This window comes from Amycolatopsis dendrobii (assembly GCF_014145675.1).
Lineage (GTDB): Bacteria > Actinomycetota > Actinomycetes > Mycobacteriales > Pseudonocardiaceae > Amycolatopsis > Amycolatopsis dendrobii.
The window spans coordinates 137,799-163,644 of the sequence record NZ_JACGZW010000014.1 but is presented as its reverse complement, the minus strand read 5'-3'; the positions used below and the strand labels follow the sequence as shown (position 1 = coordinate 163,644).

The 25,846-nt window shown below is 68.0% G+C and carries 22 protein-coding genes, 2 tRNA genes and 1 other RNA gene; 13 read left to right on the top strand and 12 right to left on the bottom strand.

The features are described from left to right. Positions 1-96 precede the first annotated feature (96 nt). On the bottom strand, positions 97-1,182 hold the full coding sequence (locus tag H4281_RS36100; RefSeq protein WP_182895338.1) for a ThiF family adenylyltransferase: 1,086 nt from the start codon (positions 1,180-1,182) through the stop codon (positions 97-99). Positions 1,183-1,398: 216 nt separating this feature from the next. Here H4281_RS36100 and H4281_RS36095 point away from each other — a divergent pair, with 216 nt between their 5' ends. Next, positions 1,399-1,908, top strand: coding sequence for a M48 metallopeptidase family protein (locus tag H4281_RS36095; RefSeq protein WP_237598137.1), 510 nt, complete (start codon positions 1,399-1,401; stop codon positions 1,906-1,908). A gap of 452 nt (positions 1,909-2,360) precedes the next feature. Here H4281_RS36095 and H4281_RS36090 read toward each other — a convergent pair whose 3' ends face one another. Next, positions 2,361-3,803, bottom strand: coding sequence for a zinc-dependent metalloprotease (locus H4281_RS36090; RefSeq protein WP_182895337.1), 1,443 nt, complete (start codon positions 3,801-3,803; stop codon positions 2,361-2,363). A gap of 191 nt (positions 3,804-3,994) precedes the next feature. Between H4281_RS36090 and H4281_RS36085 the strand changes: the two genes are divergently transcribed. Next, on the top strand, positions 3,995-5,014 hold the full coding sequence (locus tag H4281_RS36085; RefSeq protein ID WP_182895400.1) for a YlbL family protein: 1,020 nt from the start codon (positions 3,995-3,997) through the stop codon (positions 5,012-5,014). Between the two features lie 89 nt (positions 5,015-5,103). On the opposite strand, the gene H4281_RS36080 is transcribed toward H4281_RS36085, so the two are convergent. Continuing rightward, complete coding sequence (locus H4281_RS36080) at positions 5,104-5,658, bottom strand: PPA1309 family protein (protein ID WP_182895336.1); 555 nt, start codon at positions 5,656-5,658, stop codon at positions 5,104-5,106. 149 nt (positions 5,659-5,807) lie between these two features. On the opposite strand from H4281_RS36080, the gene H4281_RS36075 reads away from it, so the two are divergent. From H4281_RS36075 to H4281_RS36035, 9 genes are all read left to right on the top strand, one after another. After that, entirely contained in the window at positions 5,808-8,795 is a 2,988-nt protein-coding gene (locus H4281_RS36075) for a UPF0182 family protein (protein WP_376771997.1), read from the top strand. 67 nt (positions 8,796-8,862) lie between these two features. After that, a tRNA-Met gene (locus tag H4281_RS36070) sits at positions 8,863-8,936 on the top strand. Positions 8,937-9,458: 522 nt separating this feature from the next. Then, positions 9,459-9,532: transfer RNA gene (locus H4281_RS36065), tRNA-Met, on the top strand. 239 nt (positions 9,533-9,771) lie between these two features. After that, on the top strand, positions 9,772-10,272 hold the full coding sequence (locus H4281_RS36060) for a PadR family transcriptional regulator (protein ID WP_067592944.1): 501 nt from the start codon (positions 9,772-9,774) through the stop codon (positions 10,270-10,272). Between the two features lie 64 nt (positions 10,273-10,336). Beyond that, the gene (prfB, locus tag H4281_RS36055) at positions 10,337-11,440 is read left to right on the top strand and encodes a peptide chain release factor 2 (protein ID WP_182895335.1); all 1,104 of its coding nucleotides are present in this window, start codon (positions 10,337-10,339) and stop codon (positions 11,438-11,440) included. Positions 11,441-11,538: 98 nt separating this feature from the next. Beyond that, positions 11,539-12,228, top strand: a complete 690-nt coding sequence (ftsE, locus tag H4281_RS36050) for a cell division ATP-binding protein FtsE (protein WP_009073292.1) — start codon at positions 11,539-11,541, stop codon at positions 12,226-12,228. 51 nt (positions 12,229-12,279) lie between these two features. Next, positions 12,280-13,173 (top strand): permease-like cell division protein FtsX, encoded by an 894-nt coding sequence (ftsX, locus tag H4281_RS36045; RefSeq protein WP_009073294.1) that lies wholly within the window; start codon positions 12,280-12,282, stop codon positions 13,171-13,173. 52 nt (positions 13,174-13,225) lie between these two features. Beyond that, on the top strand, positions 13,226-13,708 hold the full coding sequence (gene smpB / locus H4281_RS36040) for an SsrA-binding protein SmpB (protein WP_067593092.1): 483 nt from the start codon (positions 13,226-13,228) through the stop codon (positions 13,706-13,708). Continuing rightward, positions 13,705-14,601 carry an amidohydrolase family protein gene (locus tag H4281_RS36035; protein WP_182895334.1) on the top strand — a complete coding sequence of 299 codons (897 nt, stop codon included), beginning with the start codon at positions 13,705-13,707 and terminating at the stop codon, positions 14,599-14,601. Before smpB ends, H4281_RS36035 begins: the two co-directional genes overlap by 4 nt. Here the strand turns inward: H4281_RS36035 and H4281_RS36030 are convergent. The 5 genes from H4281_RS36030 to H4281_RS36010 form a co-directional block, all read right to left on the bottom strand. After that, positions 14,591-15,892, bottom strand: a complete 1,302-nt coding sequence (locus H4281_RS36030; protein ID WP_182895333.1) for an acyltransferase family protein — start codon at positions 15,890-15,892, stop codon at positions 14,591-14,593. The genes H4281_RS36035 and H4281_RS36030 overlap by 11 nt on opposite strands. Before the next feature lie 145 nt (positions 15,893-16,037). After that, a complete protein-coding gene (locus tag H4281_RS36025) occupies positions 16,038-16,256 on the bottom strand; it encodes a DUF8847 domain-containing protein (RefSeq protein WP_009073301.1) in 219 nt (72 codons plus the stop codon). An 85-nt stretch (positions 16,257-16,341) separates the two neighbouring features. Further along, positions 16,342-16,983, bottom strand: coding sequence for a response regulator transcription factor (locus tag H4281_RS36020; RefSeq protein ID WP_009073303.1), 642 nt, complete (start codon positions 16,981-16,983; stop codon positions 16,342-16,344). A 57-nt stretch (positions 16,984-17,040) separates the two neighbouring features. Beyond that, entirely contained in the window at positions 17,041-18,174 is a 1,134-nt protein-coding gene (locus H4281_RS36015; protein ID WP_182895332.1) for a sensor histidine kinase, read from the bottom strand. Then, positions 18,171-18,863: a sensor domain-containing protein gene (locus H4281_RS36010; RefSeq protein WP_182895331.1), complete on the bottom strand. Its 693-nt coding sequence runs from the start codon at positions 18,861-18,863 to the stop codon at positions 18,171-18,173. Before H4281_RS36010 ends, H4281_RS36015 begins: the two co-directional genes overlap by 4 nt. A gap of 165 nt (positions 18,864-19,028) precedes the next feature. Here H4281_RS36010 and ssrA point away from each other — a divergent pair. Further along, positions 19,029-19,403, top strand: a transfer-messenger RNA (tmRNA) gene (gene ssrA, locus H4281_RS36005). A 406-nt stretch (positions 19,404-19,809) separates the two neighbouring features. Here the strand turns inward: ssrA and H4281_RS36000 are convergent. The 4 genes from H4281_RS36000 to H4281_RS35985 all read right to left on the bottom strand — a co-directional run bounded on the left by H4281_RS36000 (position 19,810) and on the right by H4281_RS35985 (position 24,139). Further along, positions 19,810-20,550, bottom strand: a complete 741-nt coding sequence (locus tag H4281_RS36000) for a class I SAM-dependent methyltransferase (RefSeq protein WP_182895330.1) — start codon at positions 20,548-20,550, stop codon at positions 19,810-19,812. A gap of 14 nt (positions 20,551-20,564) precedes the next feature. Continuing rightward, a complete protein-coding gene (locus H4281_RS35995; protein ID WP_182895329.1) occupies positions 20,565-21,242 on the bottom strand; it encodes a tRNA-dependent cyclodipeptide synthase in 678 nt (225 codons plus the stop codon). Next, positions 21,239-22,846: a class I adenylate-forming enzyme family protein gene (locus H4281_RS35990; RefSeq protein WP_220508327.1), complete on the bottom strand. Its 1,608-nt coding sequence runs from the start codon at positions 22,844-22,846 to the stop codon at positions 21,239-21,241. The genes H4281_RS35995 and H4281_RS35990 overlap by 4 nt, the downstream gene beginning before the upstream one ends. A gap of 507 nt (positions 22,847-23,353) precedes the next feature. Further along, positions 23,354-24,139 carry an IclR family transcriptional regulator gene (locus tag H4281_RS35985; protein ID WP_182895328.1) on the bottom strand — a complete coding sequence of 262 codons (786 nt, stop codon included), beginning with the start codon at positions 24,137-24,139 and terminating at the stop codon, positions 23,354-23,356. 180 nt (positions 24,140-24,319) lie between these two features. Between H4281_RS35985 and hutH the strand changes: the two genes are divergently transcribed. Beyond that, positions 24,320-25,846 carry a histidine ammonia-lyase gene (gene hutH, locus H4281_RS35980; RefSeq protein ID WP_182895327.1) on the top strand — a complete coding sequence of 509 codons (1,527 nt, stop codon included), beginning with the start codon at positions 24,320-24,322 and terminating at the stop codon, positions 25,844-25,846.

Sequence of the window (25,846 nt, the reverse complement as noted above, 5' to 3'; positions counted from 1 at the left end):
TCGCGGTCTCCGGTGCGGTCGCGAAAGTCGGTCACTCTGCGATTCTGCCTTGACGAGCACGACGCCCGCAGCCCGCTGACGGCACCCAGGTGTGGCCTACGTCTCTTGCAGCACCTCCTCGGAAGGCCTTTCCACCGCTTCGGGAGCGTCTTCGACGGGAACAGGCGCTCCGCAGCCGCAGTCCGGGTGCGGCTCCCAGCTGCGGCGGTGGAGCTTTCCGTCGAAGCTGTCGATCTCGAGCGTGGCGTTCCAAGCCGGTGGCGGGGTTTCGCTCGGCGAGAGCAGCCGCATCGCTTGGGCGACGGCGAGCGACGCGCATGCGTGCACCGCACCGAGATCAGTCCTGGGCACCCGGCCTACCAGCTGCGTCGCGACCCTCGGCCACGACGGATCCGCATCCGTCCGGTGCAGGTCGCAGCAGCGGAGGCAGGCGCTGCGGCCAGGCACCACGAGCGGCCCGACGATGCCCGTGCCCTCGCAAACCCGGACCGGCAGGTGCGTGGTGGCCGAGTCGGCCAGTTCGGCCACCTCCTCCGGCGGCGGGACAAGGGTGTCGGTGAGCATCACGAGGTCGGGGAGGCGGCGCTGGTTGCGGGCGGTGGTGACATCGGGCGAGATCCGGGCGACGACGTTCCGGATCGCGCGTTGCCTGGGCTGGCCCAGCTCAGCGGTCGTGAACCCGGAGCCGAGATCGGCTTCGGCGACCGTGCCGGACGCGCGGATGTCGAGGTGCCCGACTCCGGACGTCGCGAGCAGCGCGGCGACTGCCACGGCGATCCGCCCGCTGCCGTGGACCGCGATGAGGCTCTGCCAGCGACGATCCGTGAGCGCTGGCTGATAGTGCCGGGCACGCAGCGACCACAAGCCGGTTTCGACCCGTTTCACGTTCTTCTTCGCCGCTTCGGTGACCAGACCGAGCGCGGTCAGCTGTTTCAGCAGCAGATGGAACTGATCCCGGTGTTCGCCTACAGCGAGCAGGACGTCCTCGAGCCCACGCCGTCCGTCGAGCCTGCGGACGCTGTCGACGATCGCCGGGGGCAGGCCGTTGGCGATGATGCCGTAGCGGCGGTCGAGGCCGAACTGGATCTCGTTGTCGTCGCGTTCGAGCACGTGGATGCCCGGAAGCAACGTCGGATACGCCGGAAGGAGCACGTCCGGCGGCGGAACACTGGACAGGGTCATGCGGTCAGCTTGGCAGCTCCGAAACGCCACTCGTGGGTGAGAAGCTGAGTTGTCCACAGGGAAATCTTGTTGTGGACAAGTCAGGGCTGTGACCTTTCGGCGCTCCAAGTTGTCGGTGCTGAGCCTTACCGTTGTCGAGTGGTCGAAGCACGGATGCCCTCCCTGAGAGGCAGGGGCGAGAACGCCCCGTCGGACACTTCTCAACACAAGGTCGAGGTGCGGCGCAGCCAGCGCCGGCACCGGACGGTCACTGCGTACTGGAATGACGACACCCTGGTCGTCCAGATCCCGGCACGGATGACGCGCGAAGAAGAGAAACACTGGGTCGCGGAGATGGAGCGCAGGTTGCTGCGCTCGGGAGGACGGAAGGCGACGCCGCCCAAGGCGTCGGATGCGGCGCTGCTGGCGCGCTGCGCGCTGCTCGGGGCGAAGTACCTGGACGGGAAGGCATTGCCGGCCAGCGTCCGGTGGGTGCCGCCGATGCGCACCAGATGGGCGTCGTGCACGCCGGTGGACGCCACCATCCGGGTCAGCGACCGGCTCCAGCGGGTGCCGCAATGGGTGCTGGATTACGTGCTGGTCCACGAGCTGGCGCACCTGCGGGAGCCGGGGCATGACCCGGCGTTCTGGGAGCTGGTCAACCGGTATCCGAAGACGGAACGGGCGATCGGGTATCTGGAGGGGCTTTCGGCGGCGGCCGGGTGGGGGATTTCAGAGGAGGACTGAGGCGATGGTCAGGCGTGGCTGGGTCTTGGAGGGCGGGGGGCGGCTGGGCTGCGGCTGAGGATCGCGTGCTTGACGGTGTGGCAGAACGCGTGACCGGACCGGGCAGCGGAACACGCGGCGAGACAGCGCGGCGGAACCCGTGGCGAGGCGGAGTGGCAGGACCCGCGACCAGACGGCGTGAAGAAACCGGTGGCGGGGTGGGGAGGCGCGGCCAGATGGCGTGGCGGAACCGGTGGCGAGGTGGGGGAAGGCGCGACCAGACGGGGTGGCGGAACCGGTGGCGAGATGGCGTGGCGGAATCCGACTAGGCGGCGTGGCGGAATCTGCAACACGAGGCAGAGGTTGCGGCCAGCGCGGAACACCGGCGGTACAAACGCCGCGCGGACCGCCTCAACCAGGTGAGACGGTCCGCGTTCAACGGCAGTGCTGCTAGGTAAGGCGGCTAGGAAGCCTCAGGACGACGAGTTCCCCTCGTCGTCCTTCTTCCCCTCGTCCTTCGGAGACTCTTCACCCCTGCCGGCGGAGCCGGAGCCTGAGCCTGAGCCTGAGGCAGACCCGGCATCGGAACCGGAAGTCTCGCGGGCCTCCCGCTCGGCCTTCTCCGTGCGCTCCAGCTCCGCGATCGGGTCCAGGTCAGCCGCGAGAGCTGCTGGTTCGGACATCCGGTCGGCGAAGTCCAGGGGCTCGTCCAGGTCGTCGGCGGTCGGCATGAGGTCGGGGTGGGACCAGAGGCCGTCGCGTTTTTCGAGGCCGTGGCGGTCTCCGACGAGCTTCCACAGGGACGACGCGGCACGCATCCGGCGCGGGCGCAGTTCGAGGCCCACCAGGGTCGCGAAAGTCTGCTCGGCGGGGCCGCCGGTCGCGCGGCGGCGGCGCAGCGTTTCGCGCAGGGCCTCCGCGCCGGGGAGACGGTCGCCGATGGCCTCGGCCACCACTACGTCCACCCAGCCTTCCACCAGGGCCAGCAGGGTTTCCAGGCGCTTCAGGGCCGCCTGCTGCTCGGGCGTGGTTTGCGGTTCCAGCAGACCCGACGACATCGCTTCCTCGATGCTCGCCGGGTTCGCCGGGTCGATGCTTCCGGCGAGCGATTCGAGCGCGGAGGTGTCGACGGTGATCCCGCGGGCGAACTCCTCGACCGTCGCCAGCAGGCGCTGCCGCAGCCACGGGACGTGTGCGAACAGGCGCTGGTGCGCGGCCTCGCGCGCGGCCAGGAACACCAGCACCTCGCTGGCGGGCAGCTCGAGACCCTCAGTGAACTTCTCGATGTTCGCCGGGAGCAAGGCCGACGTGGTCGCCTCGCCGAGCGGCAGGCCGACCTCGGTCGAGGTGAGCACTTCCTGCGCGAGCTGCGCCAGTGCGTTGCCGAGTTGGGAGCCGAACGCCATGCCGCCCATCTGGCCCATCATCGACAGCAACGGACCCGCTGCCTGCTTGGCTTCCTCGGGCAGCGCCTGCATCCACGCGCCGGACACCTGCTGCGCCACCGGATCGCACAGTCGCTGCCAGGTCGGCAACGTCTTCTCGACCCAGGTGCGCGCGGACCACGACACCGTCGAGGTCGCGCCCGCGGGGAGGATCGTCGCCGCGTCGAGCCACAGTTCCGCCAGGTGCGCGGCGTCGCGCACGGCAGTGGCGGAGTCGCCGCCCTCGGACGTGAAGCCGATCTTGGCGTCGTCCCGTCCGCTCAGGTTCTGGAGTGCGATCTGCTTCGCCAGGTCGTAGTTGACCGGCCCGCTCGACGAGCCCGCCTGGCTCAGCATCTGGCCCAGCTGGCTCAGCATCTGCCCGAGCTGGTTGAACGCCTCGGCTCCGCCGGGCTGGCCCGGGTTCGAGGGGTCGTTGTCGCCTCGCTTGTCGGGATCGGGCGGTCCGAAGCCGAACGGGGGATTGCTCATAGCTCCACCGTACGCGGGTGCGACCCGGCTCAGCGCGTCAACCGTGGCCTTCACCGGGAAGCGAACACAGTCACCGTACGCTGTCGCTCGTGACAAAACCGGACGAGGACACCGCGAACCAGTCCCGCCGCGCCGAGCCGTCGCGCGCGCCGGGCCGCAGCGACCGGCGGCTGACCCGCCGCGGATGGACGATGCTGGTCAGCGGCGTGCTGTTCCTGGTGTTCGTCGTGGCCGGGTTCCTGGTCCAGGTGCCGTATGTCGCGATCAGCCCCGGGCCCACCTACGACACCCTCGGCCGCGACGCCGCGGGCAATCCGGTGATCCAGGTCAAAGGGCAACAGACCTACGGCACCAGCGGCGAACTGCGGATGACCACCGTCTCGCTCAACGACGGCATCAACCTCTTCACCGCGCTCGGCCTCTGGGCCAGCGGCCGCTACGCGCTCGCGCCGCGCGAGGAGTACTACAAGCCGGGCGAGACGAACGAGCAGGTCAAGCAGGAGAACATCCAGCAGCTGCAGAACTCGCAAAGCAACGCGCAGGTCGCCGCGCTGCGCCACCTCGGCTACCCGGTGCAGGTCGTCGCGAAGCAGATCGTGTCCGGCAGCCCGGCCGACCACATCCTCGCCCCCGGCGACAAGCTCATCGCGGTCAACGGCAAGCAGGTGCGCGAGGCGGGCGAGGTCGCCGCCTCGATCGCCAACACCAAGCCGGGCGACACCGTCCAGGTCACCTTCCAGCACCTCGGCCAGCCGGAACGCACCGTGCCGGTCACCCTCGCCCAGCGCGACGACCGCACCCAGGGCTTCCTCGGCCTGACCGCCGTCGACCGCGCGGTCGCGCCGTTCTCCGTCGACATCTCGCTGCAGGACGTTGGCGGACCGTCGGCGGGGCTGATGTTCACCCTCGCGATCATCGACCGGCTCACCCCGCCCGGGAAGCCGGGCAGCGACCTCGCGGGCGGCAGGCACATCGCGGGCACCGGCGAGATCAGCGAAACCGGCCAGGTCGGGCCGATCGGCGGGATCTCGTTCAAGGTCGTCGGCGCGAAGGAAGCGGGCGCGACCGACTTCCTCGTCCCCGAGCACAACTGCGCCGAGGCGAAATCGGCCGCGCCGGAAGGGCTCAACCTCATCAAGGTGGCCAACCTCGACGACGCGCTCAAGCAGTTGGACAACCTGAAGGCCGGTCGCCCGACGGCGCACTGCTGACGGGCGCTCAAGCTAAGTCCGTGAAGGGGCCCTTGAAGGAATCTGACTCCTTCAAGGGCCCCTTCACGGACAAAGCGGCAGCCGGTGAATCAGGGCTGCAGGGTCGTCTTCAACGCGTCGACAAGATTCGGCGCGAGGTCCGGGCTTTCCACCAGTTCGTCGACCGCGTTCTCGTCCTCGTTGCCCGGCTGGACGCCGCGCAGCCGCATCACGCAAGCCGCGTCGCCTTCGCGCAGGACGGCCGCGACCAGGCGGGCCTCGGTGCGGCGCGGGTGGTCCGCGGCGGCGCGGCGGAGGCTTTCGGCGTCCGCCTCGGCGATTCCTTCGAGTTCGGCCTCCACGTCCGGCGGAAGCACGATGATCTCCTGCGCCAGCGCGCAGCCGACCACGATGTCCGGCCACGCGATCCGGCCGAGCGATTCGGCGAGGTCGCCGTCCGGCAGCGCCTCCTGGGCCACCGGGGTCAGCGGGTTCGCGCGGTCGAGCTGACCAGCCAGTTCGGGCTGTTCGTCCAGCAGTGCCGCGGTCGGCACCAGCGCGAACAACTGCGGCGGCTGGTTCCAGCCCGCGGCCGCGACGAACTCTTCGACTTCCCGGGCCAGCCCGGCGACAGGGTGGGCGGCAGACGGCTCACTCGGTGGCATGGCGACCATCGTGTCAGGCGTCCCCGCGACGCGCCGCGCGTGCCCGGTTTGGGCGGTCCCGGGAACTCGCGGCACCATCCGTAGAGTTAGAGGTCACGGGGGACACCGCCGTCCCCGGAGAACGTGTTCACGAAGACAGGAGCATTGCCGTGGCGACTCGGCCCCCGGTGAGCCTGAAGCTGTCCCGGCGCAGCCGGATCCTTCTCATCATCGCCGCGGTGATCGTGCTGGCCCTGCTGGCCGGCGTCCGGTTGCTCGACACTTACGTGGACTGGCTGTGGTTCGGCGAACTGCAGGCGCGTTCGGTGTTCACCACGCAGCTGGTCACCCGCATCGTGCTCTTCCTCGCGGTCGGGCTGCTGGTCGGCGGCGCGCTGGCGGTCAGCCTGCTGATCGCCTACCGCACGCGCCCGGTGTTCGTGCCGGTCTCCGGCCGCGACGACCCGCTGTCGCGCTACCGCTCGGTGATCGTCAGCCGGATCCGGCTGTTCGGCATCGGCATCCCGGTGCTCACCGGCGTCATCGCCGGCGCATCGGCGAGCGGCGACTGGCAGACGATCCAGCTGTTCCTCAACGGCACCTCGTTCGGGCAGAAAGATCCCGAGTTCGGCATCGACCTCGGTTTCTACGCCTTCTCCCTGCCGTTCGTGAACTGGCTGCTCGGCTGGCTGTTCGTCACCGTCGTCGTCTCGTTCTTCGGCGCGCTGATCGCGCACTACATCTTCGGCGGCATCCGGCTCGCCGGCCGCGGTGGCCAGCTGGCCGGGCCGACGCGCGCGCAGCTCGCCATCACCGTCGGGCTTTTCGTGCTGCTGAAGGCGGTCGAGTACTTCTTCGACCGGTACAACCTGCTGCTGTCCGACCGGAACATGCCGCTGTTCAACGGCGCCACCTACACCGACCTCAACGCGGTGCTCCCGGCGAAGCTGATCCTGCTGTGCATTTCGGTGATCTGCGCGATCGCCTTCTTCGCGGGCGCGTTCCTGCGGAATCTGCAGCTGCCGGCGATTTCGCTGGTGCTGCTCATCCTCTCCGGCGTGCTGGTCGGCGTCGCCTGGCCGGCGATTCTCGACCAGTTCTCGGTCAAGCCGAACGCCAACGAGAAGGAAGCGACGTCGATCCAGCGCAACATGGACGCGACGCGCGCGGCGTACGGCCTCACCAACGTGAAGTACGAGCAGTACCCGGGCAAGACCGAAACCACCGCGGACGCGGTGAAGGCCGACACCGGCACGGTCTCCAACATCCGGCTGCTCGACCCGAACATCCTCAGCGACACCTTCACCCAGCGCGTCGGCCGCGAGAACTTCTACGGCTTCCCGTCCAAGCTGGACATCGACCGGTACACCATCGGCGGCACCACGCAGGACTACATCGTGGCCGCCAAGGAAATGAAGACCGACGGGCTCACCGGTAACCAGAACAACTGGATCAACAAGCACATGGTCTACACGCACGGCAACGGCTTCGTGGCCGCGCCCGCGAACACGATCGACCGTGCGGTGAAGGATTCGAACTCCGACGGCGGTTACCCGATCGCCACCACGAGCGACACGAGCAACCCCACCGGCGCGGGTTCGGTCAACGGCCAGCCGGGCATCAAGGTCGACCAGCCGCGGATCTACTACGGCGAGCTCACCAACCAGTCCGATTACGCGATCGTCGGCGGCACGCCGGGCAAGGCCCCCGGCGAGTACGACACCGACGCCCAGCGCGGCTACCTCTACCAGGGCAAGGGCGGCGTCTCGCTCGACAACTGGTTCAACCGGCTGATGTTCGCCGCCGAATACCGCGAACCGAAGATCCTCTTCTCCGACGCCATCGGCGACGGCTCGAAGATCATGTACAACCGCGAACCGCGCGATCGCGTCGCGAAGGTCGCCCCGTGGCTCACCCTCGACGGCGACCCGTACCCCGCGGTGGTCAACGGCCGCATCCAGTGGATCGTCGACGGCTACACCACGCTCGACAACTACCCGTACGCCCAGCAGACGCAGCTCGGCGAAGCGACCAACGACTCGCTCAACGGCGTCACCAAACAGGCGAACAACTCGATCAACTACATCCGCAACTCGGTGAAGGCGACCGTCGACGCGTTCGACGGCACCGTCAACCTGTATTCGATCGACGACAACGAACCCGTCCTCAAGGCGTGGGAGAACGTCTTCCCCGGCACGGTCAAGCCCAGCTCGGAGATCTCGCCGGAACTGCGCTCGCACTTCCGCTACCCCGAGGACCTGTTCAAGATCCAGCGCGAACTGCTCGCCCGCTACCACGTGGACAGCCCGCAGGAGTTCTACGCGCAGCAGGCGTTCTGGAGCGTCCCGCAGGACCCGACCGAGGACGGCAGCTCCACCACGGCGGGTGCGAACGTCGCCAACCAGCCGGGGTACTACGTCCTCGCCAACGCGGCGGGCGAAGGCAGGCCGACGTTCCAGCTGACGAGCGCGCTCACCGGTCTGCAGCGGCAGTACCTGTCCGCCTGGATGTCCATCTCGTCCGATCCGCAGGACTACGGCACCATTCGCGTCCTGCGACTACCGCCGGCCAGCGGCGCGAACCAGGTCGACGGACCCGTCCAGGTGCAAAACCGGTTCCAGAGCGACCCCCGCGTCGCCCAAGACCGGACATTGCTGAACAACCCCAACGTCATTCCCATTTACGGCAACCTGATCACCCTGCCGGTCGCCGACGGATTCCTGTACGTCGAACCCGTCTACATCCGCCAGCGAAACCAGCTGAGCTACCCGCAGCTGGCACGCGTGCTCGTCTCCTACGGAGCCAAGATCGGCTTCGCGTCCACCCTCAACGAGGCGCTCGACCAAGTCTTCGGCAAGGGCACCGGCGCGGCGGCGACCACGCCTAAGGAAGGCGAACCCGGCACCACGACGACCCCGCCCACGTCCAGCACCACCGCACCGCCGCCCACCACCGGCGGCAGCAACCCGGCCATGGACAAGGCCGTCGCCGACATCCAAGCCGCGCTCGCCAAACTCAAGGCGGCACAGCAATCCGGCAACTTCGCCGACCAAGGCGCGGCGCTCTCCGCGCTCGACGCGGCCACCAAGGAGTACAACTCCGCCAAACCCACGACGCCGCCGCCCTCCAACGGGCCGACGTCCCAGCCCGGCGGGTGACCTCGGTTACGTAATAGGCACCTGCTTTGCGCCCGCCGGAAACCAGGGCGTAAGGTAGGTCCTACGACGCGGGGTGGAGCAGCTCGGTAGCTCGCTGGGCTCATAACCCAGAGGTCGCAGGTTCAAATCCTGTCCCCGCTACAGAGATGAGAGACCCGTCTTCGCACAAAGCGCGAAGGCGGGTCTCTTTCGTTGTTGCTCTGGGGGTCGAACCCCCAGGCCCCCGCCAGGGGGCGCGCCCCCTGGATCCCCGTGTGGGACTGCGTTGGGGGAGGGGGCTCGCTTTCGTTTGTGGTGGCGGGTGGCTGGTGGTGAATCCGGAGAAAAGTCAATGCTCGCCGGGAGAAATACCATGGCTGTTCCGTTGGCCGAGGCTGGAATATTCCAGTGATGGCAACGACTTCTGACTCTCTACACGAGACAGAAGCAGAGGTCTAAACCTGTCAAAATTGCTAGCTGTGAATCCCGGGTCGCGGGTTTGCGGTCCGACTTTGCCCTCCGGGCGAATTTCGCCTCGCGGGAGCTGGAGGTTGGGCCGCTTCTTCGGGTGGGCGGCGCGGTCGGGGCGGGCGGTGGGGGTGGGGTGTTTTTGCTGGTGGAGGGGCGTTTGTGGGGGTGGTGTGAGAGGGGAATCCGGGGGGTGTAAAGTTGTTTTCACAACGACGCGGGGTGGAGCAGCTCGGTAGCTCGCTGGGCTCATAACCCAGAGGTCGCAGGTTCAAATCCTGTCCCCGCTACTTGGAAACAGGCCGGGGCTCGTGCAGATGCACGGGCCCCGGCTTTTTTGTGCGCCATTTGGCCGTCGCTCGGCTGGTGGTTGCGGCGCGGTGATCGTTTCGGCGGTGGTTGCGCAGAGTGGCAGAGTCTATTGTGGACATACCTGCGGACTGGGCTGTTAGAGGGGTTGCCGCAGGCCACAATGGACTGATTCGTGACCACTGTGGACACAGCGGCGGATAAGTGGGACCGTAGAGGGGTGTCCGAATTGAATGCAACCGCCGCCGCTCTGCTCGGTCTGCTCCACGACGGCCCCGCCACCGGCGGGCAGCTCGTCTCGGGCGCCGACGAGCGCTTCGGCGCCTTCTTCAGTGTCACCCGCAGCCAGGTCTACCGCGAGCTCCCGGCGCTCTCGAAAGAGGGTCTCGTCCGGCTCGGCAAGCAAGGACCCCGTTCGAGCCAGCAGTACGTGCTCACCGCGGCAGGCAAGAAGGCCTTCAAGACGTGGCTCACGTCCGAGGCCGGACCCGACCACCTGCGCAGCCCGCTCATCCTGCGGCTCGTGCACGCCGGCTCCCTCACGGCCAAACAGCGCGGCGCCCTGCTCGACAGCGCCCGCACTACCTACCAGGCACAGCTCGAAGAGGCCAAGAACGCCACCAAGACCGCCGACGGCCCCTACGCCAAGGCAGTCGCCGAGTTCGCCCAGGCGCAGGCCAAGGCCGCCCTGAAGCTGCTCGACTCGATCCCGCAGGCCTGAGCTCCGCCCCGGCCCCACGACCGGTTCGCGACCGGTCGTGGGTTTTGCCGTAACCTTGTCCGACGTGAGCGATGAGTTCGATGCGGCACTGAAGGACCTGACCGGCAAGCTGACGCAGATCGAGTCGGTGATGGACCTCGAAGCGCTGCGCGCGCAGGTCGCCGAACTCGAGGAGCAGGCGTCCAGCCCGACCCTCTGGGACAACGTCGAGGAAGCCCAGCAGGTCACCAGCCAGCTCTCCCACCGGCAGGCCGAGCTGCGCCGCGTCTCCGAACTGCGCCAGCGCCTCGACGACCTCGGCGTCCTCTACGAGCTCGCCGCCGACGAAGGCGACACCGGCAGCATGACCGAGGCCGAGAGCGACCTCGCCGACCTCGCCAAGGACATCGACGCGCTCGAGGTCCGCACCCTGCTGTCCGGCGAATACGACGCCCGCAACGCGGTCGTCAACATCCGCTCCGAAGCGGGCGGCGTCGACGCGGCCGACTTCGCCGAAATGCTGCTCCGGATGTACCTCCGCTGGGCGGAACGGCACGGCTACCCGACGGACGTCTTCGACATCTCCTACGCCGAAGAGGCGGGCATCAAGTCCGCCACGTTCAAGGTGACCGCCCCTTACGTCTACGGCACCCTCTCGGTCGAACAGGGCACCCACCGCCTCGTGCGGATCTCGCCGTTCGACAACCAGAGCCGCCGCCAGACGTCCTTCGCGCACGTCGAGGTCCTGCCCGAGGTCGAGGAAGTCGACCACGTCGACATCCCGGAAAAGGACATCCGCGTCGACGTGTACCGCTCGTCCGGCCCCGGCGGGCAGAGCGTCAACACGACCGACTCCGCGGTCCGCCTCACCCACATCCCGACCGGCATCGTCGTTTCGTGCCAGAACGAGAAATCGCAGCTGCAGAACAAGGCGGCCGCGATGAAGGTCCTCCAAGCGCGCCTGCTGCAGCGCAAAAAGGAGGAGGAACGGGCCGAAATGGACGCGCTCAAGGACGGCGGCTCCAGCTGGGGCAACCAGATGCGCTCCTACGTGCTGCACCCGTACCAGATGGTCAAGGACCTGCGCACCGAATTCGAGGTCGGCAACCCCACCGCGGTCCTCGACGGAGACATCGACGGCTTCCTCGAAGCCGGGATCCGCTGGCGCAAGCAGGCGAACGCGGCCTGATCCGCACTGCCGCGGCGACCCGCGCCAGGACGAGGCGCGGGTCACCCAAGGCACCGGCAACCCGGGCTTAACGGGGCCCATGGGTAGGATGCCGAACCGTGATCCGGCTCGAAGAGGTTTCCAAGGTCTACAAGACCTCGACCCGTCCCGCCCTCGAACGGGTGTCGGTCGAGATCGACAAGGGTGAGTTCGTCTTCCTCATCGGCCCGTCCGGTTCCGGGAAGTCGACGTTCCTGCGGCTGCTGCTGCGCGAAGAGGTGCCTTCCAAGGGCCGGGTCATGGTGTCGAACTTCGACGTCGCCAAGCTCGCCCGGCGCAGGGTCCCCCGCCTGCGCCAGACCATCGGCTGCGTGTTCCAGGACTTCCGGCTGCTGGCCAACAAAACCGTCGCGGAAAACGTGGCGTTCGCCCTCGAGGTCATCGGGAAACCGCGGCCCACGATCCGCAAGGTCGTGCCCGAGGTGCTCGAACTCGTCGGCCTCGACGGCAAAGCCGACCGGCTGCCCAACGAGCTCTCCGGCGGCGAGCAGCAGCGCGTCGCGATCGCCCGCGCGTTCGTGAACCGCCCGCTCGTGCTGCTGGCCGACGAGCCCACCGGGAACCTCGACCCGGACACCAGCCAGGACATCATGCTGCTGCTGGAGCGGATCAACCGCACCGGCACCACCGTGCTGATGGCCACGCACGACCATTCCATCGTGGACTCGATGCGGCGGCGGGTCGTCGAGCTGCAGCTCGGTCGCGTGATCCGCGACGACGCCAGGGGCGTCTACGGCATCGGCCGCTGACGCCCACCGCCCCCGCCCCTTCCCGCCCCGAACCAAGGAATCACGAGAGCGATGCGTGCCAGTTTCGTCTTCAGCGAGGTCGTCACCGGTTTGCGCCGGAACGTCACGATGACCATCGCGATGATCCTCACCACCGCGGTCTCGCTCGCCATGCTCGGCGGCGGTCTGCTCGCCGTGCGCACGATCGACAAGATGAAGGCGAACTTCCTCGCCGAAGTCGAAGTTTCGGTCGCGCTGGTCGACGACGTGAGCGCGAACGACAAGAACTGCACGCAGGCGCTCTGCAACGGGCTCCGCCAGTCGCTGCAGAACAACCCCGGCGTCGAATCGGTCGTGTACGAGAACCGCGACCAGGCCTACGACCGGTTCAAGAAGATCTTCGCGAGCCAGCCCGAACTGCTCGAGCTGACCGGCCCCGAGGCGCTGCCCGCGTCGCTGCAGGTGAAGCTGAAGGACCCGGACCGGTCCGACGCGATCATCAAGCAGTACACCGGCCAGCCCGGCGTCAAGAAGGTCGACGACCAGAAGAAGTTCCTCGACCGCGTGTTCAACGTCTTCAACGGCGTCCGGAACATCGCGTTCGTGATGGCACTCATCATGGCCGTCGCTGCCCTGCTGCTGATCGCGAACACCATTCAGGTTTCGGCGTTCACGAGGCGGACGGAAGTCGGCATCATGCGCCTGGTGGGCGCGACGCGGTGGTATACCCAGTTGCCGTTCCTCTTGGAGGCGGTGGTCGCCGGCACGGTCGGCGCCGTGCTCGGGGTGGTGTTCCTGCTTCTGACGAAGCTGTCCTTCCTCGACACGGTCTTCACCGGCGAAGTGTTCCCGCAGATCACCACGCTCGAGGTGCTGTTCCCGGTCGCGCCGATCCTGCTGGCGGTGTCGATCGTGATCTCGGCGATCACCGGGTACGTCACGCTGCGCCTGTACGTGCGGCACTAGCGGAGAAGAAATCGGCTGCTCGCCGTCGGACACATCACGTAAAGTGGTCGGTATGCCCAAGGAACGTGGACAGAAGGTCATCGCGTCGAACCGCAAGGCTCGGCACGATTACTCCATCCTGGACACCTATGAGGCCGGGATGGTGCTGCAGGGCACCGAGGTGAAGAGCCTGCGGGCGGGCAAAGCCTCCCTTGTGGACGCGTTCGCGACGGTGGACGACGGCGAGGTGTGGCTGCGCAACGTCCACATCCCCGAGTACACCCAGGGCACCTGGACCAACCACATGCCGCGGCGCACGCGGAAGCTGCTGCTGCACCGGCGCGAGATCGAACGGCTCATCGGCAAGACCAAGGAAAGCGGTCTGTCGCTCGTGCCGCTGTCGATGTACTTCAAGGACGGCAAGGTCAAGGTCGAGATCGCGCTGGCCCGAGGCAAGAAGGCCTACGACAAGCGGCAGTCGCTCGCCAAACGCGACGCGCAGAAGGACATCAGCCGCGCGATGGGGCGGGCGTTGAAGGGCCGGTTCACGGAGTGACGGCTGGTCCGGCCACCGACGCCGACGTCCCGGGCTGGATCGCCGGGCTCGGCCTCGACGGGATCGTCGACCTGCACGTCCACTTCCTGCCGAAGCCCGTGCTGGACAAGGTGTGGGCGTATTTCGACCGCGCCGAGCAGCATTACGGCACACCGTGGCCGATCCACTACCGCACGCCCGAGCCGGAGCGGATCGACACGCTGCGCGCGCTGGGCGTGAAAGCCTTCGCGCCGCTGGTGTACCCGCACAAGCCGGGCATGGCGGAGTGGCTCACCTCGTGGGTGCTGGACTTCGCCGACCAGGTGCCGGAAGCGGTGCCCACCGGCACGTTCTACCCGGAGCCGAGCGCGGCGTCCTCAGTGGACAGTGCGTTGCGCGCGGGAGCCCGGTGTTTCAAGGCGCACGTGCAGGTCGGGGCTTACGACCCGCGGGACGAGCTGCTCGACCCGGTGTGGGGCTCGCTGTCCGAAGCGGGCGTGCCGGTGGTGATCCACTGTGGACACGGACCGTTGCGCGGCGACTTCACCGGGCTTGAGGTGTTCGAGGAAGTCCTGCAACGGCATCCGCGGCTCACCGCCGTCCTCGCGCACGCGGCGATGCCGCAGTTCACCACCGCGTTCGAGCTGATGGCCCGCTACCCGCGAGTGCATCTCGACACCACCATGGTCGGCGTGCCGTTCGCGGAGGCGATGTCGCCGCTGCCGCCGGACTGGACGGTCCGGCTGGCGGAGGTGGCCGATCGCGTCGTCCTCGGCACCGACTTCCCGAACATCCCGTACTCCTACGCCACACAGCTGCGGGCGATCGCCGGCTGGGCAGCCGACGATCGCCTTGGCGAGCCGTTCCTGCGGGCGGTGCTGCACGACACCCCCGCGAAGCTCCTCAGCGTTTGACCGCCACGAGAGCCCGGCTCCGCGGCATCGACACCTGACGTCCGGCCAGCGCGTACCCGGCCGCGACCAGCGCCACCCACGGCAGCGGACCGGTCAGCAGGTTGTCGTTGAGCGGCGCGAACCCGTGCGCGGCCAGCCCCAGGAGACCGCCGGAGGCGAGCAGGCCCGCCAGCACCAGCTGCGGCGTCCGAGCGGTCACGACCAGGCCGTCCGGCTGCATTTCGAAGCGCTGGAACAGGCGCAGCAGCCCCAGCAGCACCGCGCCGCACACGGCGGACCAGGCGGGTGCCATCAGGAACCACATCGACGAACCCGGGGTCGGCGTCGAGTAGCCGAGGCCGAAGACGGTCACGCCGGACACCACGACCAGTGCGGGCATGTGCCAGAGATAGACCGACATGAACCGCGGGCTGAGCCAGCTGAGCGCCGCGGTGACGCGTGGGAGCGAGACAAGCTTCTCGCGGAAGGCCAGCAGGAACCCGATCTGGCCGAGCGCCAGGAACAGCAGCAGGACGGTGGGCGGGCTCATGTTGGACACCGGCGCGCCCGGCATGCCGATCATGCTCGCCGGGTACGGACCGAACGCGACCAGCAGCGCCGTCACCCCGAAACCGGCGGCGGACACGGCGAGCGCCGCGCGGCGGCTGAGCGCGCCGAGACGGCCTTCGACGTAGTGGAAACCGAGCTGGTGCACGGCGACCCAGACGATGACGGCGTTGGCGTATCCGATCATCCCGAGGTCGGAGAACCGCGCCACGTCAACGAGAACGCCCAGTCCGGCCAGTACCGCCGGAACCGCGAGACCCCAGCGGCGGTGCGCGGCGACCATCAACGGCGTGAGCAGCACGGTGAGCAGGTAGACCGAGAGGAACCAGAGCAGTTGCGCCGCGATCGCGCTGGCCACCTGGACCGGTTGCGGCGGAACTCCCATGCCCTGCAACAGATCCGGTACGACGAGCCACACCGCCATCAGCGGCAGAACCGGAACGAGCAGGCGACGGACGCGTCCGGCGAACCAGGCGCGCGTGGATTCCGCGCGGCGCAACGAGATCAGGTTCGCCGCGCCGCCGGCGAAGAAGACGAGGGGCATGACTTGCGAGGCCCAGGTGATGATCCACCAGCCGGGGGTCGCGAGGGCGTTGCCGGTGGCGAGAGTGGTGCCGGAGAAGGAAAGCACCGGCATCGTCCAGTGCTGCGCGACCACCGCGAGGATCGCTCCGGCGCGTACCACGTCGAGAAATTTGTCCCGGGTTGCCCTTGCGCCGCGGGTCTGCAGCTGGCTCGTCGTCATGCTGAAGAGCCTGTCGCGTTCCGGGTGCGGAAACAGCGGTGCTGACCACCGAAAACGGGGTCGGGTCAGCAGGAGGCGAAAGGTGGGGTTTGCCCTACCGCGGGTTCTCGTGAACGGCAATGCCGGTTCCAACCGGCATAAACACTCACGAGAGGGTGTCCGGCTCCGGCTCGGACTCGTGCGCCTGCACCCGGTAGGCCCAGCCGTTCTCGGTCAGGCCGAGTTCGTACCGCGTCTCGATTTTCGGGCCGCCGTGCAGGTGGATGTGGCGCACTACGGTGCCCGGAACCGGTTCCTCGTCGGCGAGTTCCTGCACCCGGCCGTCGAGCGGGCCGCCGAAGAAGCGGACGCTGCGGTCGGACATCGGACTCTCCTCGCTCGGCTCGGACATCAGTCCATGGTAGGCGAGGAACCGCCGTCGATGCTGCCGTCAGTTCGAGTGAGGGGTATCAACGGCCGAGGTAGGTCAGCACCGCGCGAACCCGGCGATGTTCTTCGGAACTGGCCTCGAGACCGAGCTTCGAGAAGATGTTGCCGATGTGCTTTTCGACCGCTCCGTGCGACACCACCAGCGAGTTCGCGATGGCGTTGTTGGACAGTCCCTGCGCCATCAGGCCGAGCACCTCGGACTCGCGCGCGGTGAGCGAATCGAGCGGATTGCGGCGGCCGCGGGCCATCAGCTGGGCGATGACGTCGGGGTCGATGGCGGTGCCGCCGTCCGCGACGCGCCGGACCGCGTCCAGGAACTCGTCCACGTCGGCGACGCGCTCTTTCAGCAGGTAGCCGACGCCTCCGGCGCCTCCGGACAGCAACTCGACCGCGTAGCTTTCCTCGACGTACTGCGAGAGCACGAGCACCGGCAGGCCGGCGATCTCCTTGCGGGCCGCCAGCGCCGCGCGCAGGCCCTCGTCGGTGAACGTCGGCGGCATCCGGACGTCGACAATCGCCAGGTCAGGACGGTGTTCGGTGATCGCGCCGAGCAGATCGTCCCCGTTGTCGACCGCGGCGACGGTCTCAATGCCCTCGTCGGCGAGCAATCGGGTGACCCCGGCCCGAAGCAACACGGCGTCTTCGGCGATCACTACCCGCATCAAGGCCCCCAGGTCCGTGAGTGAAAAGCTCCCGGAGGCTATTCACTCACGGACGGGTCACCATTGACACGGCAGGTCCGCTCTGATGACCGTCGGCCCGCCGACCGGGCTCACGACGGTGATCACGCCGTCGATGGTCGCCGCTCGGTCGGCCAGCCCGGCGAGCCCACCGCCAGGGCGCACCTCGGCGCCGCCGTGCCCGTTGTCGGTGATTTCGGTGATGACGTGCGTTTCCGAGCGCCAGACCTTCACCATCGCCTCGGTCGCGCCGGAGTGCTTGGCGATGTTGGTGAGGGTCTCGCCGACGATGAAGTACGCGGTGGTCTCGACCGCGGCCGGCGGCCGGGGCTCGACGTTCACGTGCACGTCCACCGGGATCGGCGACTTCGCGGCCTGCGCGGACAGGGCCGCGTCGAGACCGCGGTCGCCGAGCACGGCGGGGTAGATGCCGCGGGCGAGGTCGCGCAGCTCGGAGACGGCGAGCTTGGCGTCCGAATGGGCCTCGTCGATCAGGTCGCGCACCGCGTTCGGGTCGTTGTCGAACTTCGACTTCGCCCGGCCGAGGCTCATCGCGACCGCCACGAGCCGCTGCTGAGCGCCGTCGTGCAGGTCACGCTCGATCCGGCGGCGCTCGGCCTCCGCGGCGTCCACGCCACGAGCCCGCGACGCCTGGAGGTGTTCGGCCTTCTTTTCGAGCTTCTTCGTGCGGTTCGGGCCTAGCAGCGACAGCGCCAGGTTGCCGTGCAACCAGCCGAGCCACGGCGTCACCCAGATCGCCATCGGCAGCAGCACGATCGACGCGAGCGCGATCGGCAGCTCGACGATCGCCAGCGGGAACGCGACCATCAGGTAAGCCAGGTCACGCCAGGTCGTCGGGTCGGACAGCCGGGTCAGCCAGCGGCGGGTCATCGGCTGCCCGTCCAGCGGCAGCCGCTCGACCGGGCCGAGCGGGGTGCCGAGCATCCGGCGGGCCCAGCGCCGCTCCAGGTCGCCCGACCAGCGGATGAAGCCGGTGACGGCCAGCAGGATCGGGAAGCCGATCCAGATGATGAGCGTCGCCGTGCCGGCGGTCGCGCCGACCACGATGAGGATGAACTGCAGCAGGCGCAGCACGAACGACGGGATCATGTACGCGATCGTGCGTGCCGGATGCGGACGAGGGTGCTCCGGAGGCGGGTCTTGCGCAGTCATCCGGCCACCGTGATCCCGTCGATCTCGTTCCACGAGCGCTCCATGCGCCGCCGCTGGGCGACCGTGGGCCGCAGGAACCCGGCCGCGAACGCGGCGTGCAGGGCCGCCAGCCCCTTGGTGAGGGCCACGGCGATCGCGGCGAACAGCACCCCCAGCGCCGCCCAAGGCAGCGCGGTCACCGTCGAGTCGACGACGAACCACTGCACATCGTAGCTCGGGAAGGCGTAGACGCCGTCCGGAAGGAAGCGGTAGTAGACGGGCAGTCCGACCAGGCCCAAGCTGACCGCCCACACCGTCACGACCAGCACGAACTCCACCAGGCCGAGCGGGAAGAGCAAGAACAGGTAGGACAGGTCACGCCAGGTCGCCGGGTCCTTCAGCCGGGTCAGCCAGCGCTGCTTCTGCCCTGACGGCGGCAACGGCAGATACGGATCGTCGATGTACACGTCGAGCAGCGCGAACACCCGCCCCCGCTCGACCCGCCCCGCGGTCCGCGCGAACAGGACGAGCAGCGCGAGCAGCGGAACCCCCAGCCACACGATGAGCGTCCCCAGCCCGGCCGACCCGAGCGTCACGATGAGCGTGAACGAGAGGATCCCGACAGGCAGGTTGAGCAGGAGATACGCCAACGCCCCGCCCAACGGCGGAGTGCGGCGCCCAAAACTGCGACCGGCGGGCACGGTGACCATGGCGGGGCTCCCTCACTGCGGAAACTGACCTGCTCAGCATGGCCGGAGCGGCACCGGGCAACCAGGGGGCGAGCGGGCATCTTCGGGGTGGGGCCAGCCCTACCCCATGCCGGAATTATCGGGTTGCCGCGCGGGTTATGATGGTGAGGTTACAAGCACCTACAAGGGGGTGAACGGTTTCGACTCTGGACGTTGAATCAAGGGAAGCGTGCCGGTGCAGGCGAGAGACCACCGCAAGCGTCATCGCAACCTAATAAGCGCCAAGGCCAATAGCCAGCGCGACTTCGCTCTCGCTGCCTGATCGCAGTAGAGCAAGTCTGTCGGCCCGGGGTCGCCTCCGACCCGGTCGCCGGCATCAGCTAGGAGGCTTACCGCCGGTCCCGGCCACGGGGCCCGGTAGGGAAGCAAACAGTGGCTGGGCCCGTCACTTCAGCTTGTTCGCGTGACTGAAGGGGCCAAGCAGAGACACAGCGGACTGCGCACGGAGAAGCCTTGAGGAGGCGCTAGAGGACCCGGGTTCAATTCCCGGCACCTCCACTCGATTCGCGGGAGAGCCCTGCCCACGCTGTACGCGTGGGCTAGGGCTCTTCTTCGTCATTCCCCTTGGGGGTCGGACCCCCAAACCCCCGCCAGGGGGCGCAGCCCCCTGGACCCCCATCGCGGTGGGTGCGTTTGGTTGGTGGGGTTCTGCAAGAGGGGGCGGCGGGGTTGCCGTTTTTCTGTGGCTTCGATCCCGCCGCTGCTTGGTGCGCTCTTCGTTGACACCGGTTGCTCCTGAACCGGATTGGGGGCGCATGGTTTCGCAGCGGGCCTGGCGTCCTGCGAGGACAACACCACTGCGGTGATTGCGGCGGCCGCGACTACTACGAGTGCCGCTTGTCCTGAGAATGCGCAACGCAGCCGGTTCGTGCTGGACGCGCGAACCGGCTGCGTTGGGGGCGTGCTGTTACGGCTTTGTCGCGGTGATGGTCAGGCTGGTCGGGTTCTTTGCGCAGCGAGCGGCACGGTCCTGGTCAGCTGGGGCGACAGTCTCGGAGGGCTTCACCAAATCCCACGAGACGTTCGTGAACCCGGCGGTTTCCAGGACTTCGACGATCGTCTCCGTGGGCCAGTGGTGTACTTCGATTTCCGTGGGCGGCGTCGTCAGGACGGCTACCTTGAACTTGTCGCCTTCCTTGGGGTTCGCCGGGCGGTAGGTGCGGAAGCCCGCTGCGGTTTCGGATTCTTCGCTGGAGTTGGCGTTCGCGCTCAGGATTGCCAGCTTGCCGCCCGGTTTGAGGTTGGCGTGCATGGTGTTCGCCATGGTTTGCATGGTCTTCCGGGTGTCCGCGTAGTGCAGGACATGGATGGCTGTCACTACGTCGAACTCGCCTTGGGGCGGCATTGCCGCCAGGTCTTGGACCTCGTAGGTGATGCCTTGCGGGTTTCGCGCTTCCGCCTGCTGGGCCAGCGCGATCATGCCGGGCGAGAGGTCGGTGCCGACTACTTGCGCGGCGCCCAACTGCTTGATGCGGCGGGTGAAGCTGCCTTCGCCGCAGCCTACGTCCAGTACTCGCAGGCCGCGCAGGTCGCCTAGCAAATCCTTGAACGAGGGCCATTCCAAGTTTTCCCGGACGAAGCTGATTATCGCTTCCACGTCGGCGAAAGCAGTGGCTACCTGGTCGTACTGGTCGACGGATTCCGTCATCGAAATCTCCGGTTTCAGGCGGGGCGGATGGTGGCGTAGCCCTGGCCTGGTTCTGGTTTCAGGGCTGCGGCGTCCGAGAAGATTACGTTCGCCAGGGGGAGGGGTTGATGGTAGAAGTTCAGGGAGGCGTCTACCTCGAAGATTCTGCAGGAAGATACGAAGAAAGGCAGTTCGGCGATGAGGTAGTTTTTCGCTTCGGCGATTTGCGCGGGCGTGGCATCGCCGGTCAGTCCTTTGGCAGCCAGCACTTCTTTGGTCATTTCTGTGCTGGCTGAAGCCAGAGTGGGGTCCGCCGCGGTCAGGTGGGTGCAGTGCTCCAGAACCTCGGTGTAGGTGAGGTTTTCCGAGAGTTCGGACATGCGGTGCAGGCCGTCGGCTGGTCTTGGGCCGCCCAGGTCCGTCCATGCTCGGAGGACTCGGTTGCGCAGGACGTTGGTTTCCGACCGGGCCTTCTTCGCTGCCTTGGCCTCGTCGTAGCCCAGGGCGGTGAAGGTGTGTTTCAGTGCGCTGTCGGGGATGACGACGTCGATTTGCTTGAATTCCGTTTGCAGCCAGTCCAAAGTGGAACGCAGGCGGTCGACGTTGAAGTAGCTGTTGCCCGGGCTGACACCGAAAACCGCGTGGCGGCGGGATTCCCAGACCTCTCGGCAGGACGTGGTCAAGGGTTCCACGCTGAAGCCGTTGCTGATCATGTCCAGCGTCCCGTGCCGGGGGTGGCGACGGTGTCCAGGTGGGTGCGGCGCAGTTCTTCCCGCACGATTTTGCCGGTCGCGGTTCTCGGCATGTCCGTCGCGGCGATGACGACGGGGTCGGCCAGTGCGGGGAGGCCGGTGCGGGCCCGGGACCAGTCGATGTCGTCCAGGCGGCCGTCCCGGGTGGCGACGACGGGGAGGGGCAGGTCGTTGTCACGGGGGAGGATGGCGACGTCCGATCCTTCCGGCAGGCGGTCTACCAGGGTGTCTTCGAATTCCAGGTAGCCGATGCCGGACGCGAAGTTGACCTCGCGGTCGACGATCTTCAATGCCCCGGTCGGGGTGAGGATGCCGATGTCGCCGGTGTTCCACCAGTCGCCCACCAGTTTTTCCTTCCAGCGTTCGGGTTCGCCGTAGTAGCCGGCGCAGCGGGCCTTTGTTTTGGCCAGAACCAGGCCGGGGCGGCCGCGGTCGACGGGTTCGAAGGTGTCCGGATCGACGATCTTGAGGGTGACGAAACCGGGCATCGGGCGGCCTACGACGCGCGGGCCGGGTTTGTGGTCGCGCGGGCGGTTCGCGGAGCGGCGCGAGAGCACGGTCATGCCCATGCCGCCGGTTTCCGACTGGCCGTAGCCGTCGCGCCAGAGCGGGAACGGGTGCCGGGACGCGTTCAGGAAGCGGCGGATGACCGGCCAGCGGATCGCGTCGAAGTTTCCGGCGAACAAGCGGATACGAGCGAACGGGTTGTTCGCGCCGGTGCGGATCAGCGGGGCCATGGCCGAATAGTCGATCGGCAAGGCTTCCATGAACGTCGGCTGGTAGCGGCGGAAAACGCGGTCGACTACGTCCGGGGAGCTGTCGTCCATGGCCAGCACGGTGGCCGGGGACAGCGTCAGCACCGAATAGATCCAGGTGAAGGCCCGGGCATGCACGTAGGGCGTGAACATGGCCACGACGTCGTTGCGGCGGAACGTCAGGGGCGGGAAATGGCGGCATTCCAGCCTGGCCATTTGTTTTTGGATCGTGGCTGGCGGGAAGATGATCAATTTGGGGATGCCGGTGGTGCCGGAGGTGTGGGTGAGCATGAGGAGTTCGTCGTCCCGGCGGGGGACGGGGTGCAGGTGCGGTTCCGCTTTGAGGTCCGCGTAGGTCTGCGCGTGCGGGGAGTCGCCGTTGACGCTGAAGATCTTTCCGGCGAGATCCGGGAACGCCTCGGGGGTGATTTCCGCGCGTTCGATGCGTTCGGCGTCGGTGACGACCGCTGACGGTTCCACCCGGCGGATCAGGCTTTGTGCGGCTTCCTTTCCCAGCAAACCGGACAGCATCACGGCGACCGCGCCGAGCCGGGAGATCGCGGCGGCCAGCAGAATGCAGTCGAAATGATTGGCTTTGTAGACGACCACCCGGTCGCCGGGTTTCACGCCCGCTTTACTCAGCACGCCCGCGGAATCCCGGACCAAGGCCGCGATCGCGGGCAGGTCGAGGCTCGAGCGGTCTTCCCGGTCGATGTCCAGCGGCCGGGACAGGTGGAATGTCATGGGCTTGCCGGAACTGCTTCGGTGATCGAACAGTTCGCCCAGGCTGAAGGCCCAGTTCGGTTTCATGGATGAAGTGCTCCTATGCGGTGCTGTCCGGCAGCACAAGGTCGGTTGCCGCCCTCGCCCGAATGCGGGCAAGGGTGAGCGCAGCGAGTCGAATTGCGCGCGAATCGCTGTGCGGGAATGTTCGAAAGGCAGAGCAATGCCGATCCGGGCACCGCCCCCGCGGCACCCGGATCAGTGAAGGTGGCCTACCGGTTGCCGGTAAGCAAACAAGCAGGAACGTACTGAAGCGAATCCACTCAAGCCCCCTGATGTTTTGAGTTTCGCTTTAAGCCCATTAGAGCTATACCTGAGCGGATAGTGACTGTCAATCGTCCGTTGGCGGTGGTCAATGCGGGTATTACGGCAAGTGGGGGACGCCGTGCGGTGGCGCCGCAGTGCGGTCGTGTCGGTTTTGTCGTAGCTTGAATGAAGCGCTTGCGCAGTTGAACACTTCGGTTAAGGTATGCTCGTTCGCGGGGACGTTCTGGGGGTTAGTGTTTTATTTCTGGGGGAATTGACGGGAGGGTGTCACGCTGGGCGGGTGCCGCCGATGTGCGTGGTGAGTGTCGCGGCTGTCGCGGCGACGGCTTCGGCCAAGTCGGGGAAGGTTTCTTCGCAGGGGCCGTCGTCCGGGCAAAGGTGGCGCAGTGTCACGCTGATCGCGGCCATCGGCCTGGAACCGTGGTCGAATACTGGGGCGGCGGCAGAGGCGAAGCCCGCTGTCACGTGACCGTCTTCCACTGACCAGCCGAGGCGGCGTTCGGTCGCCAAGGTGCGGCGTAGCGCGGCCAGCGAATTGGGGCCGCGCGGAGTGCGCAAGACGAATGACGCGGCGGCCGGGAACAGGGCGCGGACGTGTGCGGCCGGCAGATGCTGGAGCATCGCGCGGCCGGACGCGGTCAGATGCGCGGGCAGTCGCACACCGACATCGGTGACCAGGGTTTCCGGGCGGGCCGGGCGTTCCTTGATCAGGTACAGCGATTCGTTGCCGTGCAGGACGCCGAGGTGCGCGGTGTGGCCGATGCGGTCGACCAGTTTGCGCAGCAGCGGCCCGGCCAGCCGCTCCAGTGGGTCGTGGCGCAGGTAGGCCGAGCCGAGTTCGAAGGCGGCGATGCCGAGGCCGTAGCGGCGTTCGGCGGGCAGATGGGTGACGAAACCGGCCGCGGTCAGTTCGTTGAGCAGGTGATATGTCGTCGACCGGGGCAGTTCGAGGTCGCGCGCGATGGCCGCGGCCGAGACCGGGCCCGCGTGGCCGGCGAGCAGGCGCAGCACGGAGAGGCCGTTGCGCAGGGCGGGAACGTCGGAACTGCTCACTGGGGGCTCCTCTGCCTCCTCCGGAAACGGCGCGAGGGGACCCCTCGCACTGCCCGAACGGAGTATGAGGGGTCCCTTCGCACCGGTGGTCGAGGCTCTCGCCACGTGTTGTCTTGGATACCAGACACTACCGCGAACTCCGCCCTGTCGCCGCGGCCCGCCGGGAGGTGCAATGGCGGCATGCCGGAACCAGTCCTCCTGAGCTCGAAGCCGATGACCGCGGCGCAGGTCGTCGACATCGTCCGCGGGCACGCGCACGTCGGGCTCGCCGAGACGGTCGAGAAGAACCTCGCCGCCACCCGCCAGCACATCGAAGACCTCGCCGACGCCACGTCGCCGACCTACGGGGTCTCGACCGGATTCGGCGCGCTCGCCACGCGCCACATCCCGGTCGAGAGCCGCACCGCGCTGCAGCGCAGCCTGATCCGGTCGCACGCCGCGGGCGCCGGGCCGGCGGTGGAGCCGGAGGTGGTGCGCGCATTGATGCTGCTGCGCCTGCGCACGCTGGCCAGCGGCTACACCGGCGTCCGCCCGCAGACGGCGCAAACGCTTGCGGCGCTGCTCAACGCGGACATCACGCCGGTCGTGCACGAGTACGGCTCGCTCGGCTGCTCCGGCGACCTCGCACCGCTGGCCGCGGTCGCGCTCGCGTTGATGGGCGAGGGCGAGGTGTTCCACGCGGGCGAGCGGAAGCCCGCCGCGGACGCTCTGCGGGCGGCCGGGATCACGCCGCTCGTGCTGGCCGAGAAGGAGGGCCTCGCGCTCACCAACGGCACCGACGGCATGCTCGGCATGCTGTTGCTCGCCGCCGCCGACCTGCACCGGCTGCTGGACGTCGCGGACCTCACCGCGGCGATGAGCGTCGAGGCGCTGCTGGGCACCGACCGCGCGTTCGCCGCCGATTTGCAGGCGCTGCGCCCGCATCCCGGCCAGGCGACCAGCGCGGCGCGGATGTTCGCGGCGTTGCAGGGGTCGAAGATCGTGGAAAGCCACCGCGGTCCGGACTGCAACCGCGTGCAGGACGCGTACTCGCTGCGGTGCGCGCCGCAGGTGCACGGCGCCGCGCGGGACACGCTGACGCACGCGGAACTGGTTGCCGAGCGGGAACTCTGGTCCGCGGTGGACAACCCGGTGGTGCTGGCCGACGGCCGGGTGGAGTCGAACGGCAACTTCCACGGCGCGCCGGTCGCGTACGTGCTCGACTTCCTCGCGGTGCCGGTGGCGGACGTGGCGAGCATCGCCGAACGCCGCACCGACCGGATGCTCGACCAGGCGCGCTCGCACGGCCTGCCGCCGTTCCTCGCGCACGACCCTGGCGTCGATTCCGGGCACATGATCGCGCAGTACACGCAGGCCGCCGTGGTCAGCGAGCTGAAGCGGCTCGCGGTGCCCGCCTCGGTCGACTCGATCCCGAGCAGCGCGATGCAGGAGGACCACGTGTCCATGGGCTGGTCCGCCGCGCGCAAGCTGCGCAAGGCGGTCGACGGCCTGACCACCGTGCTCGCCGTCGAACTGCTCACCGCGGCCCGCGCGCTCGACTTCCGCGCGCCGCTGCGGCCCTCGCCGGTCACCGGATGCGTCCGGGACCTGCTGCGCACCAAGGTCGAGGGCCCCGGCCCCGACCGTCACCTGGCGCCCGAGATCGCGGCCGCCGAAGAACTCGTGCGGTCGGGCGCTGTCCTGGCCGCGGCCGAACTGGAGGCCTGA